General features: G+C 61.6%; 12 protein-coding genes and 1 pseudogene. 11 read left to right on the forward strand and 2 right to left on the reverse strand.

Translation table 11 applies throughout. From position 1 onward, the window contains the following. Window positions 1-8 precede the first annotated feature (8 nt). A complete protein-coding gene (locus MIN45_RS00610; protein ID WP_286292694.1) occupies window positions 9-3,188 on the forward strand; it encodes a VanZ family protein in 3,180 nt (1,059 codons plus the stop codon). Then, entirely contained in the window at window positions 3,185-3,589 is a 405-nt protein-coding gene (locus tag MIN45_RS00615) for a hypothetical protein (protein WP_286292695.1), read from the forward strand. The genes MIN45_RS00610 and MIN45_RS00615 overlap by 4 nt, the downstream gene beginning before the upstream one ends. Before the next feature lie 29 nt (window positions 3,590-3,618). Here MIN45_RS00615 and murJ read toward each other — a convergent pair whose 3' ends face one another. Further along, a complete protein-coding gene (murJ, locus tag MIN45_RS00620; RefSeq protein WP_286292696.1) occupies window positions 3,619-5,163 on the reverse strand; it encodes a murein biosynthesis integral membrane protein MurJ in 1,545 nt (514 codons plus the stop codon). Window positions 5,164-5,307: 144 nt separating this feature from the next. On the opposite strand from murJ, the gene MIN45_RS00625 reads away from it, so the two are divergent. The 7 genes and pseudogenes from MIN45_RS00625 to MIN45_RS00655 form a co-directional block, all read left to right on the forward strand. Beyond that, window positions 5,308-6,555 carry an outer membrane beta-barrel protein gene (locus tag MIN45_RS00625; protein WP_286292697.1) on the forward strand — a complete coding sequence of 416 codons (1,248 nt, stop codon included), beginning with the start codon at window positions 5,308-5,310 and terminating at the stop codon, window positions 6,553-6,555. Continuing rightward, window positions 6,539-7,072, forward strand: a complete 534-nt coding sequence (locus tag MIN45_RS00630; RefSeq protein ID WP_286292698.1) for a polysaccharide biosynthesis/export family protein — start codon at window positions 6,539-6,541, stop codon at window positions 7,070-7,072. The genes MIN45_RS00625 and MIN45_RS00630 overlap by 17 nt, the downstream gene beginning before the upstream one ends. A 29-nt stretch (window positions 7,073-7,101) precedes the next feature. Next, window positions 7,102-9,381, forward strand: coding sequence for a GumC family protein (locus tag MIN45_RS00635; protein ID WP_286292699.1), 2,280 nt, complete (start codon window positions 7,102-7,104; stop codon window positions 9,379-9,381). Further along, entirely contained in the window at window positions 9,374-10,111 is a 738-nt protein-coding gene (locus MIN45_RS00640) for a tyrosine-protein phosphatase (protein WP_286292700.1), read from the forward strand. The genes MIN45_RS00635 and MIN45_RS00640 overlap by 8 nt, the downstream gene beginning before the upstream one ends. Then, on the forward strand, window positions 10,112-11,770 hold the full coding sequence (locus tag MIN45_RS00645; protein WP_286292701.1) for an ABC transporter ATP-binding protein: 1,659 nt from the start codon (window positions 10,112-10,114) through the stop codon (window positions 11,768-11,770). It abuts the gene before it with no gap. Further along, on the forward strand, window positions 11,767-12,171 hold the full coding sequence (locus tag MIN45_RS00650) for a lasso peptide biosynthesis B2 protein (RefSeq protein ID WP_286292702.1): 405 nt from the start codon (window positions 11,767-11,769) through the stop codon (window positions 12,169-12,171). Before MIN45_RS00645 ends, MIN45_RS00650 begins: the two co-directional genes overlap by 4 nt. A gap of 724 nt (window positions 12,172-12,895) precedes the next feature. Next, window positions 12,896-13,183, forward strand: a pseudogene (locus tag MIN45_RS00655) (O-antigen ligase family protein); the annotation flags it as partial. A gap of 14 nt (window positions 13,184-13,197) precedes the next feature. Here the strand turns inward: MIN45_RS00655 and MIN45_RS00660 are convergent. After that, window positions 13,198-14,187, reverse strand: a complete 990-nt coding sequence (locus MIN45_RS00660; protein ID WP_286292703.1) for an IS481 family transposase — start codon at window positions 14,185-14,187, stop codon at window positions 13,198-13,200. A gap of 337 nt (window positions 14,188-14,524) precedes the next feature. Here MIN45_RS00660 and MIN45_RS00665 point away from each other — a divergent pair, with 337 nt between their 5' ends. Together MIN45_RS00665 and MIN45_RS00670 are read left to right on the forward strand one after the other, a co-directional pair. Beyond that, on the forward strand, window positions 14,525-15,442 hold the full coding sequence (locus tag MIN45_RS00665) for a tetratricopeptide repeat protein (RefSeq protein ID WP_286292705.1): 918 nt from the start codon (window positions 14,525-14,527) through the stop codon (window positions 15,440-15,442). Window positions 15,443-15,452: 10 nt separating this feature from the next. Then, on the forward strand, window positions 15,453-17,501 hold the full coding sequence (locus MIN45_RS00670; protein ID WP_286292707.1) for an O-antigen ligase family protein: 2,049 nt from the start codon (window positions 15,453-15,455) through the stop codon (window positions 17,499-17,501). Window positions 17,502-17,598: the final 97 nt, after the last annotated feature.

A 17,598-nucleotide genomic window follows, 5' to 3' on the forward strand; every position in this document is an offset into this window, starting at 1 on the left:
AAGCCGTCATGCATCCCAGTGCCGAACACCGCCGCCTGCTGCGCTATCTCTGGCTCTACCTTGGCTTCGTCGTTTACGGCAGCCTGATTCCCTTCCAGCCCCGCCCCCTGAGTCTGACCCAGGCGCTGGAAAATTTCCAGCACCTCGCCTATCTGCAACTGGGACCAGGTTCGCGCGCGGACTGGATCGCCAACATCGTACTTTACATTCCGCTTGCCTTCCTCGCCTGTGGCGCCTTCCTGGGGCTTCGGCAGGTACGCCCCCGTCCGTCGCCGGCCTTGGCTCTGATCTTCGGCGGCTGCCTTGGGGTGGCGGTCGCGGTGGAATTCGTCCAGCAGTTCTTCGCCCCACGCACGGTGTCCCTCAACGATCTGATCGCCGAGGGCCTCGGCAGCCTCGGCGGCATCCTGCTGTGGTGGCGGGGACGGTCCTTCCTCGTCCGCCTCGGCGACGCCTTCACCCGCGGCGGCCGGGAATCGCTGCAGGCCGCCGCCGTCGCCTACCTGTTGGCCTATGTCGCCCTGGCCCTGTTCCCCTACGACATCGCCCTGTCCCCGGCCGAGCTGGGCGCTCACCTTGCCTCCGCCAACGTGGGCTGGCTGGTGACGCCGGGCTGCGGCGGTCCGCTCCGCTGTGGCGCCCGCCTGGGGGTGGAAACAGTGGCGGTCGCTCCCCTGGGCCTCCTGCTGGGGCTGCTGTGGCCTGCCTTCGGCCTGCGCCGCCTGGCCGTGGCGGGCCTGCTGTTGGGCGCCGGCCTGGAGCTGGTGCAGCTGTTCATCCTTTCCGCCACTGCCCAGGGCATTTCCCTGATGACCCGCGCCCTCGGCCTGGTCGCCGGCGGGATGCTGGCCAACTGGCTCCGCCGCCAGAGCGTGGACGCCCTCGCCCACATGCTGAACCGCGTGCTGCCGTTGCTGGCGTTCCCCTACCTGTTCGCTCTGCTGCTGGTCAACGCCTGGTTCACCGCCGGCCGGCTCCCCTTCGGCGTCGGTCTGGCACGCCTCGCCGACCTGCATTTCACGCCCTTCTATTACCACTATTACAGCTCCGAGCCGATGGCCATGGCCAGCCTGCTGGCCAACCTGGCCCTGTATGTCCCGATCGGTATCGCCGTCTGGTGCCGGCGGCGGGCGCGCCGGCTTCCCGAAGCCGGTGGCGCCGGGACCGCCGCCTGGCTCGCCGCGCTGCTGGCCCTGCCGGTGGAGACGGGCAAGCTCTGGCTCGCCGGCCATCACCCCGATCCGACCAACCTGCTGATCGCCGCCGCGGCCGCCGCCCTGGCCTACGGCGCGACCGCCTGGCTCGCCCGGACCGTCGATGGCAGAGCTCAGGCCCCTCCATCACCTCTCCCGTCCGTGGCCACCCCGGCCCCGACACCACTGCCCTCTGGAAAGACCCTGGCGGCTACGGCCATCGCCACAGCGATACTGTTCACAGGACTGGCCGGGATCCCCCATGCCGGCATCTGGGTGGGAATCGTGGCGGGTTACGCCCTGCTCCTGTGGTTTCAGCCCCTTGCCTGGCTGTTCGTGCTGCCTTTCTGCCTGCCGCTGCTGGACCTGGCCCCCTTCGAGGGCCGGCTGCCGCTGGAGGAATTCGACCTTCTGGTGCTGGCCACCCTGGCGGTGGTTTCCCTGCGTCTCAGGCAGCCACCGCGCCCCTGGCCCGGCGCCGCCGCAAAGTGGGCCGTGGCGTTGCTGTGGCTGAGCTGGCTGGCCGCCACCGCCCGGGGACTGCGGGGGCTGGATTTTCACGAACCGTTCGGGTCCCATTCGCCTCTGAACGCCTGGCTGGAGGGCAAGGGGCTGCTGTGGCCGCTGCTGCTGCTCCCGTTGCTGCGGCGGATTCCCGAATCGGAGAGCGGATCGGCCCGCTGCCTCGTCTTTCAGGCGGTCGTCGCCGCCCTGGCGGTCGAAGTGTTGGTGGTGATCCGGGAACGCTTCCTCTTCGTCGGCCTGACCGACTTCGACAACGTCTTCCGCGTCACCGGCACCTTCGCCAGCATGCAGACCGGAGGCGCCTATCTCGAGGCGTTTTTGGCGCTCGCCTTGCCGTTCCTGCTGGTGGGGATCCTGCGCCACCCCTCCCCCTGGGTCCGTCTGGCGGGTGCGGGGCTGGCAGGGCTGAGCGCCTATGCCATGCTGGTCACCTTCTCCCGCGGCGGCTACGCCGGCATGGCGATAGGCTTTCTGGCGGTGGCGCTCGGCGCACGGCGGCGCTGGCCAGTGGCGATCGCCCTGGCGGCGCTGCTCGCTCTGATCGCCGCCCCGATTCTGAGCGACGGCTTCGCCCGCTATCGCCTGCAACGTTCCGGCCAGGATCTGACGATCCGCTGGCATCATTGGCAGCGGGCGCTGAACCTGATGGACGCCGGCTGGCCGGCCCGCCTCGTCGGCAGCGGCTTCGGCCGCTATCCGCTCAACTATCTGCTCTACGGCGACTACGACCGTCCGCCGGGCGGCTATCTCGTCCGCCGCGAAGGACGGCAGCATTTCCTCCGGCTGCTGCCGGGCGAGTCGGTCTACCTGGACCAACGGGTCGCGCTCGCTCCCCACACCCCTTACCGCCTGCAAGCCCGTCTGCGCGTCTCCGCCGCCGGAGACGCCCTGACCGTACCCCTATGCGAGAAGGCGCTGTTGTATTCCTTCCGCTGCCACTGGCAACGGCTGCAGCCTGAGCGGCCGTCCCGCTGGGAACCGGTAACCCTCGTCCTTCACAGCGGCGAACTGGGGGACGGCCGACGGCCGCTCAAGCTTTCCCTGTACAACGCCGGCGACCATCCCATCGACGTGGACGACATCCATCTTCTAGCCCCCGCCGGCAACGATCTGCTCCGCAACGGCGGTTTCGAACGCGGCGACACCTTCTGGCTGTTCGTCACCGACCGCGACCTGGCCTGGCACATCCACCAGGCCGGCATCGAGGTATACTTCGCCCAGGGCTGGCTGGGGCTGCTGGGGGCCGGACTACTGCTGTATGCGGCCGCCCGGCGGCTGTGGCCCGGCTGGCGCGAGGGTCGGCCCTGGGAACTGGCGTGCCTGGGGGGGCTGGCGGGCTTCGTGACGGTCAGCCTGACGGGCAGTACGATGGATGCGGCGCGGGGGATGATGTTGTTTTACTTCACGGTACTTTGTGCCATAGTTGTCAAGACAGATCCACCAGAAGCAAGAAGGAGGTCCGACAAATGAAACTCTCCACACACATAGCCCTTCTGTTCACCGCTTTGTCTTTGGGCGGACTGGCCTTTACCGCGTCCGCCGATTGCGCCTCTCCGCCAGTAGGCGATGCCGCCACCGTGCTTCGCGGCAAAACGATCTGTGTGACGGATAGCAGCACCGGGGAAAAATGGCAGGAATACCACGCTCCCAGCGGTGCTTTGATCGACTACAAAAAAGGACCCTCCGATCCGGTGGATCCTTCCAAAACGGTGGGCAGCTGGAGCACATCCGGCGCACAAGTGACATACACATACGGCCAAGCTTCTTACAGCTATACCGTCACAGGCGATGCAACGAGCGGCTATAGCCTCTGTGGGGCAAAAAATTTCACCAACGTAACCCTACTGTCGGGCCAGCAGCCTTGTCCATAATTGAATTTTGCACCGATCGGCCTCCAGCTTCAGCTGGAGGCCGAGGATTCTCCCTTTAGATGCCGGAATCGCAATCCAACAATCCACAAACCGCTGCCGTAAACAAGCACCCCCAGCCCGATCAACCCCGCCAACTGCAACAAGCGAATCTCCAGCAGCCCCTCCCAGGAAAATTCCCGGGCGGCGTAATACAAGCTGGCCGCCATCATTCCATTGACAACCACCACCCGCAGCAACAATCCCCACCACCCCGGCCCGGCCCGATAAACCCCCAACCGCCTCAGCCGCATCAACAACAGCCCTCCGTTGACACAGGCCGCCAGGGACGTCGCCAGGGCCAGGCCGGCGTGGGCCAGCCAGCCGATCAGGCCCAGGTTCAATACGATGTTGACCACCATCGCCGCCACCCCGAAGCGTACCGGGGTGCGGGTGTCCTGGCGCGCGGTGAAACCGGGCACCAGGATCTTGACCAGGATGAAACCGATCAGACCCACGGCATAGGCCGTCAGGCTCAGACTGGCCATGTGAACGTCGTGGGCGGTGAAGGAACGGTACTGGAACAGGGTCGCCAGAATGGGCCTGGCCAGCACCGCCAGGCCCACCGCCGCCGGCAGGCCGATCAGGACCACCCAGCGCAGCGCCCAGTCGATGGCGCGGGAGAAATCCTCCCGGCGGCCGGCGGCCCAGTCCTTGGACAGATTGGGCAGGATCACCGTCGCCAGGGCGATGCCGAACACCCCGAGGGGAAATTCCACCAGGCGGTCGGAATAGTATAGCCAGGAGATGCTGCCGTGGGGCAGGAACGAGGCCAGCAGAGTGTCGATCAGCAGGTTGATCTGGGTCACCGACACCCCGAACAGCGCCGGCAGCATCAGCTTGAGGATCTTGCGCACGCCGGGATCGTGGAAGCCCCAGCGCAGTCTGGGCAGCAGTTTCAACCGCCACAGCGCGGGAAACTGGAACAGCAGCTGCAGGCTGCCTGCGGCGAACACCCCCCAGGCCAGGGCGGTGACCGGCTGCGGCAGCTGCGGCGCCAGCCACCAGGCGGAAGCGATCAGGCACAGATTGAGCAGCACCGGGGTGAAGGCCGGCACCGCGAAGCGGTTGAAGGTGTTGAGAATCGCTCCGGCCATGGCGGTGGAGGCGATGAAGAACAGATAGGGGAAGGTGATCCGCAACATCTGCACCGCCAGCGCGTACACCTCCCCGGAACGGGCGAAACCCGGCGCGAACACCAGGATCACCCACGGCGCGCCGATCACCCCGAGCACCGTCACCGCCATCAGCACCAGGGCCAGGGAACCGGCGGTACGGTCGAGGAAACGCTTGAGCTCGACCCGGCCCCGCTGTTCCTTGTACTCGGCCATCACCGGCACGAAGGCCTGGGAGAAAGCCCCCTCGGCGAACAGGCGGCGAAGAAAGTTGGGGATCTTGAAGGCGACGAAAAAGGCGTCGGTGGCGGCGTTGGCCCCGAACAGATAGGCGATGACCACGTCGCGGACGAACCCCAGCACCCGCGAGATCAGGGTCATGCCGCCGACGACGGCGGTGGAACGGAACAAACGGCGGCTCAAGCGATTCCCCTGGCGCAATATGGATCAACGGCACAGCCCACTATACCCGAAATCCTGACATGCCCGGTACCGCTGCAGCAGGTACTGGCCGACGGCCCGGACCGGGTCACTGGCCACACAGCGCTTGCGATAACGACGTTTGTTTTGCAAGATACAGCGGCCAACCGATCGAACAACTCCACACCCCGAAAAGTGTTCAGCAATTTTCATCGGCGTACCTGCCTGTTTTTTCTGCTGTTTCCCGTAGCCTTTAACGGCTTGGCGATTGATACACAACAGCTGAATCCCGGCTTCTATCCAGCACTACAGATCGGCTATGCCTGGCTGGACAATGTGTTACGAAGCGAGAAGCGGGAAAAAGCCGACACTATGTTCCAGGCCCGTCCCATGCTACACTGGAAAGCAGGCACAGTCGTTTATGACCTCAATGTACGCTATGAGGGGGATTATGGGGTCTATCGCGTGCTGGACGAGCAGGATTACATGGACCACGCCATGTCCATCGGCTTCGGCTTCCATCCCACGGAAAAAATGGGGCTGGAACTGAGCGATCGTTACAAAATCGGGCACGATCAACCCGGCGTATCGGGAACCCAGGTGTTTGCCCCCCCAAAACCCAACCGCTGGCACGACAATCACTTCCGCGCCCAGTTCACCTATGGCCGCCGGATCGCTACAGCCCAGCTGCAACTGGCCTACGAGGAGATCTCCCGAAGATTCCAGAACAATCAACGCGAATTCTCTGACAGAAATCGACACATCGGTACCGCCACCTGGCTCTATCATGTACTGCCAAAGACCTGGCTCGTAACCGAATTCCAGTACCAGATCAATGACTTCCAGATGAACAAAACCTTCGACCAGGATTTCGACCAATGGCACGTCTTCCAAGGAGCCAGTTGGGAAATCAGCGCTGTCACCCAAGGCGAGATTCTTCTGGGCTACATCCGCAACACCCCCAAGGACCAGCGATTCTTCAAGCCTTTTTCCGGATTTGGCGCCCGCGTGTCGATCAATTGGCAGCCCAGACCTTATTCCAGAGTCACCTTGAGAGCCAAACGGATGCCCCAATTGAGCAGCACTGCCAGCACCCTTTTCCTGGCCAACCGGATCGGCCTGACCCTGCAACACGAACCTACCGAACGCATCCGCATCCGAACCAGCGCAGGTTACGAAAAGGATGACTATACCTTCAACAAGTTCGGCCCGAAACGGCGGGACCGTTTCCTCAATTTCGGGTTTGAGATAGACTATGCGATGCTGCACTGGCTGAATCTCGGCCTGAGATACCGCCACGATACCCGTGATTCGTCTTTGCGGCTGAGTGACTATGCCGCCAACATCATAAGCTTCCATGTTCAGATACTGCCCGAATATGCCCGTAATCCTTAAGATCATTGGCTTTCTTTTCGCTTTCCTTCTGCTCGATCCGCTGCTGGCAGGAGAGGACGACGAAAGTTACCAGGTCGCCCCTGGTGACGTCCTGACCATCCGGGTGTTCGGTGAACCGGATCTCAGCTTCAATGAGATACCGATCAATCCAAACGGCATACTCTCGTTTCCTCTGATCGGGGATGTCGAGGTTGCCGGTCTGTCCACCAAAACGATCGAAAAGGAGATCGAACGGCGCCTTGCGGACGGATACCTGAAGAAACCCATCGTCACCGTCTCCATCAAGCGCTTTCGCAACATTTATATCCGCGGCGAAGTCAAAAGACCGGGGGCCTACCCTTACGAGAAAGGCCTGACGGTGGAAAAAGCCATCTCCATGGCCGGCGGCCTGACACCCAGGGCTTCCAAAAGTGCCATCACCCTGAAGCGGGAAAAGGGCCAAAAAGAAATCGATGCGGACATGCAAACCCCGTTGCGCCCGGGTGACATCGTCACCATCGGCCAAAGTTTCTTTTGATTCAACCACACGTTAACGCAGATTGCCCTATGCAGTATCCGGTCCCGAAATTGACGCCATTGCCCGCCGACACCCGGTCAAACACCGCCTTGTTGCCTCATCCCATTCCAGACGAGGAGGAAGAAATCAGCCTCCTCGACTACTGGCTGATTCTCAAACGCCACAAATGGGGCATCCTTGCCTTCGTTCTGCTTGGGTTCTTCATCGCCTTTCTGATTGCTTTCAATGCACAACCCCTTTACAAGTCCCGCGTCCGGCTCATCGCCGAACCGGTCATGCAGCGTGTTGCCGACCAAGTCGGTCCTTACCAATCGGTCAACACGGCCTGGGTGTTCTACAAGACCCAGTACGAACTGATCGCCAGCCGCGCCATCGCCGAAAAGGTCATTCGCCAGCTGGATCTGGTCCATAATCCCACCTTCACCGGCGCCAATCGCAAAAAACTGTTTGAACTGCCAAAAATCGACTGGCGTGCCTGGATTCCCAAAGCCTGGCTGCCGGAAACGCCGGAAAAAGAGGGGGCGGAAATCCGGGAAATGGACCCGCTGGCGCCTTATGTCGATCTGCTGCTTTCCAACCTCAAGGTGACGGGGGATGAGGAAAGTGCCGTCATCACCGTCGAATACACCGCCCCGGATCCGGTTTTGGCCGCCCAGATCGCCAACGCCATCGCCCAGGCCTATATCCAGTTCTCGGTCGAATCCCGAATGGAGACCACCCAAGCGGCGACTCAGTGGCTCAAAGATCAGCTCAAAGAGGTGCGAAACAAACTGAAGGCCTCCGAAGAAGCCCTGCAGCGTTTCCAGGCCCAGGAAAACCTTATCGATACGGAAAACTCCCAGAGAATCGCAGCAACCAAGCTGGCATCCCTTTCGGCTGAATTGGTCCGGGCCCAGGCACAGCGCAGCGAACTGGAAGTCCGCTACCGCCAGGTCAAAGCGATTCTCGACAGCGGCACCAGTCTGGAATCCGTCAGTTCGGTCCTCAACAACCGGGTGATCGAACAGCTCAAGGCCCAGTTGGTCCAGAGATTGCAGGCAGTCCGCGAAATGTCGGAGCGCTACGGACCCAAACACCCCAAAATGATCGCGGCCAATTCCGCCCTCGAGGAAGCCCGTAAAGCCCTACGTCAGGAAATCGACAAGATCGCCGCCAACTTGCGCAAGGAACTGGAGGTAGCGCGGGCGCGAGAGCAGGAATTGAAACGATTGATCGCAGACCAGGAGAACGCCATCATCCGCTATCAGGACAAAAGTTTCAAGCTGGCCCAACTGGAACGCGACGTTCAGACCCAACGGGAACTTTATGAAAACCTTCTGGAGAAAGCCCGCCAGCTGGAAGCCCAGCACAATTACAACCTCCCCAACATCACCGTGATCGAAAAGGCACACCCGGCCCTAAAGCCATTCAAGCCGAAGAAAGCCCAGATCCTTTTTGTCGGTTCCGTGCTGGGGGGATTTTTGGGGGTATTGATCGCATTCCTGAGGGAATATCTGGACAACACGGTCAAAACGGAAGAAGACGTCGAGAAAAAAATCGGGGTGCCACTGCTCGGCGTCACCCCCCTGCTCGACAACAAAGAATTGCATGGCTCGCCTCCAGAGTGCGTTTACCGCAGCGGCCAGCCGCATAAATTCGTCGAGGCAATCAACTATATAAGAACCGGGGTGCTGTTTTCCAATCTTGACCGCCCCCCACAAACCATCATGATTACCTCCTCCGTACCCAACGAAGGAAAAACCACGCTGGCGTGCAATTTGGCCATGGCCTTCGCCAAGCTGGACACCACCTTGTTATTGGAAACCGATCTGCGCAAACCCAGACTGGGGGAACTCATAACCAAGGCGCCCAAAGGCCTGACCGAGGTCCTCCTGGGGGAGGCCCGCCTGGAAGAAGTACTGGTTCAGGACAAGCAGGAAGGCAACCTTTATTATCTGGCCGCCGGAATGACCCCGCCACACCCCCTCGAAGCGCTGTCGTCCCATGCCTTCCAGGAACTGGTAGCGAAACTGAAACAACGATTCGCCCATATCGTCTTCGACACCCCGCCCATCAACGCGGTCAGCGATCCGTTGGTCATCGCGCGCCTGAGCGATGCCATCGCCATGGTCGTCAAAGCCGACGATACGCCGATCAATTCAGTGATGGCCGCCCTGAAACGGCTACAAACCGTGGAAAAACGGCCGACCGGTATCATTCTCAATCAGTTGGATCTGGAAAAAGCCGCCTATTACGGCTACCACGGCTACTACGGCGGGACCTACGGGGATTATCAATACGCCCGGATCACCCCCTCTGGCAGTGCCTGAGCGACTGATTGACATCCACAGTCACATTCTCCCCGGTGTGGACGATGGAGCGTCCACAACCGAAGAGGCACTGGCCATGCTTGAAACGAGTCAAAGGGAAGGCATCGGGATTCAATGGCTCACCCCCCACCTGGGACGCCCACCCTTCGATCTGCCATGGCCGGACCTGCAACAGCGTTTTCGGGCTTTCCGGCAACAGGTCGTCCAGCACGGACTGGCCATCGAGATCCGTTTGGCCGCCGAAGTGCATATAGGCCCGCATATCCTGACATTGGCCCGGCAAAACGCCCTGCCCTGTTGCGGCCAATGGGAAGGGGAACCCGCCTTTCTTCTGGAACTGCCTTTCGAGCGGATTCCCCATGGCACGATCAATCTGATTCACTGGCTGACCCGCCAGGGTATCCGCCCGATTCTGGCGCACCCGGAACGCCTGCGCCCGTTGCAAACCGATCCGGGCAGACTCGAAGCCTTTATCGAGGCCGGCTGCCTGATTCAGGTCACGGCGGCCAGCCTGACCGGAATCTTCGGTGCCCACACTTATGAAGCGGCCAGGATCTTCCTGCAAGCAGGTCAGGTCCACTTTCTGGCCAGCGATTGTCACAATCTTCAGCGGCGCCCCCCGGGACTGCGCCATGGACTTGCCGTCGCCACGGATCTGATCGGAGAAACCGCAGCCAGACGCCTGGTAAGCGACAACCCTGCCCGGCTGTTGTCTTCCGTGTGCGCGTGAATGTCCCGTCCGATAATGCGCCTTGCCCCTTTACGACGCTGGTTCCCCTTTCTGCGTCCGGTATGGCCGCACATCGCCCTGGGAATCGGATTGCAAGGCCTCGCCCAGGGCGCACTCCTGGTCGCCCCCTGGATCGCAGGACGCATCACCGATGAATTGCTGCAGCCGCAAACAGCAGACGCCATCCCCTGGCAATCCCTTGCCCTGTTCCTGGCGCTGCTCCTGATTCGAAACCTGCTGAGTTTCTTCGCTTCCTGCCTCATCGGCACCGCCCACGAAAACCTGCTGGCCCGGCTGCAGGAAAAGATCCATGCCCATTTGCTGTCACTGCCCCTGGGTTTTTTCCATCAGCATTCACGGCGCGATCTGAGCGTGCTGCTCCACCACGAAGCCGCCCATGTCGCCGGTTTTCTGGCGCTCACGCTCCCTCCCCTGCTGCCTCATACACTTCTCTTGCTGGCGATCATCGGCATACTGACCGCTTTGGCCCCACTTCCAGGACTGGCATTGGCCCTCTTGTTACCAACAGGTTATGGAATCAGCCGCTGGTTCGGAGGAAAACTGCACCGGCTGGCCGACCAAATCCTTACCAGCTACGACGAAGCCCTCACCTGCGCCCGCGACAACCTGGCCCGCATTCAGGAAATCAAGGCTTTCCATCGCGAAACTTTCGAAAACGTTCGTTTCCGCGATTGCTTACAGCAGGTCTTCCAGCGCAGTCGCCGTTACGTAATCGGGCAGGCATTATTCACCCTGGCGATCCAGAGCGCCATCGCCGCCGCCCTGGTGGCAGCCGTTGCCTGGAGCGCTCTGGAAACGGTCAACGGGCGGCTGAATACGGCCCGGCAATTCAGCTTCCTGATGTATGCCCTGCTGCTGTTCTATCCCCTCAATTCCCTCAGCGGCATTTACGGCAAATTGCAGCAGGCCAGCGCCGCCGCCCGGCGGCTGAACGCGATCCTGGAGACCCCACCGGAGAGACATCACGGTTACCGGCTCCGGCGCCGGGACGCCGAAGGCGACATTCTCTTCAACCGGGTATCCTTCGCTTATCCCGGTCAGACGCCAGTCCTGAATGACCTGACGCTCTCCATCGAGGCGGGAACCACCGTCGCCCTCGTCGGCCCCAACGGCAGCGGCAAAAGCACTCTGGTGGCCCTGTTGCTGCGCTTCTACGATCCTGACAGCGGCATCATTACCATCAACGGCCGCAGTCTGACCTCATGCAGCCCGGCAAGCGTCCGCCAACAAATCGCCTATGCCGGCCAGCACACCCGTCTGTTCCATGACACCCTGTTCGCCAACATCCTGTACGGCAATCCGGAAGCGGATCGCAGACAGCTGGAAGCCGCCTGTGCGGTCGCTCAACTGGACGCGCTGATCGCCTCGCTGCCCAGGGGAGGCGAGACCGAAATCGGCCCCGATGGCGTACGATTGTCCGGCGGGCAGCGTCAGCGCGTCGCCCTGGCCCGGGCATTGATCAAGGACGCCCCCATTCTGGTATTGGACGAGGCCACGTCCCAGTTCGACCCCGAAGGGGAACGCCGTTTCCTCCAGGCGGCACGCGAGCGCTTCGCCAAAAAAACCGTGATCCTCGTCAGCCATCGCCCCCATAGCCTGGAAATCGCCGACCGGGTGTTTCGGATGGGAAAACCATGAGGAGAGCGCAAAAACTGCGCTTCGTTTTGCACCAACTGCCCTGGATCGCCGAAGCCTGGGGGCGGTTGCTGCTGGCCCGCTTCCGCCGGCGGCCGTTTCCTCCCCCGGCACCCCGGGGAAAATCCCCTTCCCTGGATGTCCTGGTACGTTGCTTTCAGATCGCCGCCGCCCATCATATTTACCGTCCCACCTGCCTCCCCAGAAGCATTGCGCTGCATCATTTCCTGAAACGCCACGGCCACCCGGCGGTATTGCGGATCGGGGTCCGCAAGGAAAAGAAAGGCATCAAAGCCCACGCCTGGGTCGAGGTCGATGGGCGGATCGTGGACGACGATCCGCTGAACACCCAACGCTATCAGCCTTTACGAACCCGCCACGATGATCCGACGGAACCGGAATGACCCTTTGTATGCGGCCTTCCTGGCCCTGGTTTTCTTGCTGCCGTTACCCATGGGGGGCAACCGCATTCCTTTCCGCAGCGTGTTGGCAGGTGCCGTTTTTCTGCTGGTCGCGGTCTGGTTGTGGCAATGGTACCGGGGAAACCGGCCCCTGACGCCAGCCCTGCGGGCGGCCAGGCCCGCCCTGATCACATTGGCGTTATGGTCCCTTTATGTGGCATTGCAGCTATTGCCTCTGCCTGTCTCGGTTTTGGCGCGGATTTCACCAGAGGCGGCCAAAGCATACCTTGTCCTCCATCAATCAACCGCCCCGCTCACCCTGGAAAACCACGCCACCCGACTGGGATGGTTGCAAACCTTGGCCTACACCGGCATCTTCCTGTTGACCCTGGCGCTCATCGACAGCCGTAAGCGGGTGAAAACCCTGGTCTTGGTCCTGGTGACCGCCGGAACCCTGCAAGCGCTTTATGGCACCTTCATGGTGCTCTCCGGATTGGAATGGGGGTTTCCAGGACCCAAGCCAACTTTCTGGCACCGCGCCACCGGCACTTTCGTCAGCCGGAACAACCTGGCCAATTACCTGGTGTTATGCCTCTCCGTCGGCCTGGGACACCTGCTGGCTCAAAGCGCTCCGAACCCCTTCCGCCGATCCTGGCGCCAACGTCTGCGGCACCTGTTGGACTGGTTCCTCGGCCCTGGCATGCGCCTGCGACTGATGCTGTTGGTCATGACCGTGGCATTGGTCATGACCCGTTCGCGGATGGGCAACGCCTCGTTCTTTTTCGCCCTGCTGTCGACCGCATGCCTCATGCTCTTTTTCGGCAAACGCCGAGTTTCGCCCGCGGTATTGATTCTGATCTCCAGTCTGTTGATTGTGGATGTCTTTTTCATTGGCTCCCTGGTCGGATTGGACAAGGTCGTCCACCGCCTGGAACAGACGGAAAACATGGGGGAACGCGGCATCCTCGATACCTGTTCCCTCCGTTATTGGCAGGATTATCCCTGGTCCGGTTCCGGACTGGGAAGTTACTATGTGTCAAGCCCCGTGAGATTATATACACGTTTTTTGAAGAGCTCCGGCCGCTTCTTCTGCCAGTCTTTGAGGGCCTGTACTGGTGAGATGTGTCCCAGGGCCTTCTGGGGGATCTGATGGTTGTAGACGCTGGCATACTGCATCAGGGCCCGATCCAGATCCTGGCTGCTTTGGAAGCGAGTGGTTTTGAGGATTTCGGCGATCCGACCGTTGAAGCGTTCTACCATGCCGTTGGTCTGGGGGTGTTTGGGCGGGATGAGGCGGTGCTCGATGCCATGGCATTGGCAGACCTGGTCGAAAAGGTGTCGGCCGGTCGGTTCGCGCTCCCCGGTGGCACAGAAGCGGTCGGTAAACTCTTTGCCGTTATCGGTCAGGACCTTGGTGATTGTGAAGGGGGCCTTGGCGATCAGGCGCTCGAGGAAGGCGGCGGCGACCCTGGCTTCCTTGGTGGGATGGATTTCCAGGTAGACCCAGCGGGTGGCCCGATCGATGGCGACGAAGAGGTAACGGCCCCGGCTCTCGTCGGGCATCTTAGGCAGGTACTTGATGTCGATGTGGACAAACCCGGGCTCGTAGTCCTTGAAGCCCTTCTTCTTGCCCTTGGAAGGGGCGTTCTCTCCTTCCTTGGCGGCGATCAGTTCTTTGAGGTTGGAAACCCCATGGCGGCGCAGCAGCCGGTCCAGAGCCGAGCGGGACATCTCGGGATAGATGAAGCGATGAACGACCGCCAGCAGGTCATCCAGGGGCAACAGCAGGGTTTCGCGCAGACAGACGACGATCGCTTCCTGCTGCGGGGTCAGGGTGGCATGGATGCGATGGGGCCGGTGCGAGGCGTCCTCGACCGAATCGCGCTGGCGCCACTTGCGGATGGTATGACGATGAACCCCGTATTTCCTGGCCAGAACCGTGGCCGGCAGCTTGGAGTTCTGGATCTCCCGGCGGATCTCGGGCGTGGTGCGGGCTTTCTTGTGGAGACGGATGACCATGACTTCCTCCTCGTCCATCAAGCTTGAGTCGTCTTTCCGGCCTGGGACTCTGCCATCAGCTCGCTCAGAACATCCCAAGCACGGAACAAAGGATAGCTCCTCTTGGGAATATGATCACACGGGACCCAACAACTATGCCGTCGTCCCCCGCTACTTCCAGGCCGAAATTTCAGGCATCTGGAGCCACGCGCACAACGATTACCTGCAGTTCCTCAATGAAGTCGGTATCCTTGGCGTCGCCTTGCTCGGCGCTTTTCTGTTATTTTGTCTCAGACAGGCCTGGCAGGCGATCAGCTCTCCTTCCCCTTGGCGCCGCGGCTACGGATTCGGCATCCTGATGGCGTCCATCGCCACTTTGATGCACGCCACGGTCGAGTTCAATCTGCAGATTCCCGCCAATACGGCCACCTGGCTGACCCTATTGGCCCTGGCCTGGATCGTATCCAACGAACGGGATGAAAAATGCAGTCACCGGGCACAGCCTCCTTACTCCCCCGATCATACCCATGACCGCTCCCGGATGGCTACCACCCTCGCCCTGACCGCAATCGGACTTTGTCTCGCCCTGGCTTTCACTGCCCTGCGTTGGGGAACCGCCGACCTGCTCACCGAGATCGACGAAGCTGCACTGGACGAGTCCTCGCCCGAACAAATCCTCCCACGCCAACGACTGGCCACCCGGCTCGATCCGGCCAACCATCACGCCTGGTTCACTCTGGCCAGGGTCCATTTGTATCAGGCCGACACTACGGGCCAACATTCCGGGCCTCTGGCCAGCGCCCGGAAATATTCCCGCCAGGCGCTGAGGCTCGCCCCCAGCGAGGCCGGAAACTGGCTGCTTCAGGCAGCGACGCTCGCATTTCAAGGACAATTCGGCCCGGATTTCAGCATCGCCCTCCATCGAGCTTTTCACCACGCCCCCTGGAAAACCAAAATCCTGTTGGGCATCGTCCACTTGGGGGAATCGAGCTGGCCCAGGCTGACCCAACGGGACCGGCGGGTCGTCACCGAAGCGGCCCTGCACGCCCTGATCCGCCGCCGTCACCGCAAAGGTATCGCCATCCCCGGCGGGGCCATGTTGCTGTCGCAGTTCTGCCGTACACACCGTGACGAATACGCTGAGCTCGCCAAGGCATGCCGGAAGCTCAAATCATCGTCTTCCGATCCGAGGCCTTTTTCCATCCTGAGGATTCCGAGTACCCGACCGTTGGACGGTTTTTCCGGCTTTACGCCTCACAGAGCACTAAACTATTGAGAGGGGGAGAATGAGCAGACCGATTTCCAATTGGTCGTTCCATTGCTTCCTCGCCCTGCTGGTGTGGATTCCCCTGCCCCGGGCCAGCAACCGCCCGGAAGCATGGGGTCTGCTGGAGATGCTCACTTTTCTTCTGCTCCAGGTCTGGCTGTGGCACCAGCTGCGTCACCGCCAGCCTCTGCCTGCCGCGATCCGGACCGCAAAACCGGCTTTGTGGCTTTGGGGGGCATGGCTGGTCTGGGGACTGATCCAGCTGATTCCCCTCCCCCCCGAACTGTTATCCCGGCTGTCTCCCAAGACCGCCGAACTGCAGTACCTTCCACCGCTTGCAGCCGAACGCTGGGCATCCCTGTCCCTTTCCCCCCACGACACCTTCGTCCAATGGCTCAAGGGCCTGTGCTACGCCACCTGGTTCTTTTTGACCCTGGCCCTGGTCAACTCCCGGCGCCGCTTGCGCCTGCTGGCTGGCGTCATCGCCGCCAGCGCCGCCTTGCAGGCGGTGTACGGAACGGCGATGACGCTCACCGGCCTGGAACTGGGATTTCTGATCCCCAAATTCGCCTATGTCGGCACCGCTACCGGCACCTTCGTCAACCGCAACCATTTCGCCAATTACCTGGCTCTGGCCGCCATGGTGACCGTAGCCGCGATCCTGGCCCAGTTGGAGGACAGGCAGCGGCCGGTCTCCTCCCGCATTCGCTGGCGCAATCTGTTGAACTGGCTGACAGGCAACAAAATCTGGCTGCGCCTTGCCCTTCTGGTCACCGCCATCGGCATCGTGGCCTCCCGCTCCCGCATGGGCAACGGCATTTTTTTCCTCGGCCTGCACCTGGCGGGAATCCTGGCCTTCATCCGCTGGCCCCGCCCGACCCGGCCGGCCATCCTGATTCTGATCGCCAGCATGATCATCCTGGATGTTTTCATCATCGGCTCACTGGTGGGCCTGGAGCGGGTCGCCCAACGGATGGAACAGACATCCCCAGCCAGCGAAGGACGTGACGAAATCGCCCGCGACACCCTGCACTACTGGCGGGACTTCCTCTGGACCGGCTCCGGCCTCGGTACCTACGCCGTCATGCTGCCGGCCTACAAACAGGGCGATGTCAAAGGATTTTACGACCATGCCCACAACGACTATCTGGAGCTGGCCGCCGAGGCCGGATTGACCGGCATGGCGATTCTCGGATCGCTGGTCATCCTTTCCCTGTGGCAAGGCTGGATCGCCTTACGGCGCAGCCGCCATCCCTGGAAACGGGCCATGGCGCTGGCTTCGCTCACCGCGATCCTGATGATGCTGTTGCACGCCACCGTGGATTTCAGCCTGCAGATCCCCGCCAACGCGGTCTTGTTCACCCTCCTGCTGGCGCTGGCATGGATCTGCGCCACTCCCGCTTCGGCCGAACCGGCATCCCCCCTGCCCCGTCCGTTGTGGGCGCTCCTCCTCCCCGGCCTGACCACCCTGCAGGTGCTGGCGTTCCGTCTGTCAGCCTCCGATTACATCAGCAACGAATCCCACGCCCGAACTCAAAGCTGGCAGGCCGCCGGAACCGTCCCCCGGAGCACATGGCAGCGAACCTACCGCCTGCAACAAAAGGCCGTTGCGCTCGCTCCCGGCAACGCCTGGGCCTGGGTCAACCTGGCCCGGCTCAATCACTGGCGGCACGCTTTTACCAACGGGCCAAACCCAAAGATCGACCGGGTTTCCCTGCAATGGCTGCTCCGCGCGGCGGCGGCGCAGCCTGCCGACGCCAGGATCTGGCTGGCCATCGCCACCATCCGGATCGCCCAGGGACGGATGGACGCGCTGTTCCGCCACTCGGTGCACCACGCTTTCCAACTGGCTCCCTGGGAATCGAAAATCCAATGGTCCCTGCTCCGCCTGCTCCTGGCGGTCCACCCTCATCTGCAGGGCCCCGAGAGGAACCTGCTGTATGAAACCTTGCGCCACAACCGGCAGCTGCAACCGGAGCGCATCCATCGCCATCTCCCCGACAGCGACATTCCGGCCGGACTGTGTGCAGAAACCACCGCCGGGGCCACACATCCCGATGTCTCCTGAGTGTCAGTTTTTTTTACACTCGAAAGCCCGACAACAAGCCCTCCGATACAGTTCAAAATAAAATCACCGACATATGCAAACGGCGTTAAAATTGCTT

It is taken from the genome of Methylomarinovum tepidoasis (assembly GCF_030294985.1).
GTDB classification, from domain to species: Bacteria; Pseudomonadota; Gammaproteobacteria; order Methylococcales; family Methylothermaceae; genus Methylohalobius; species Methylohalobius tepidoasis.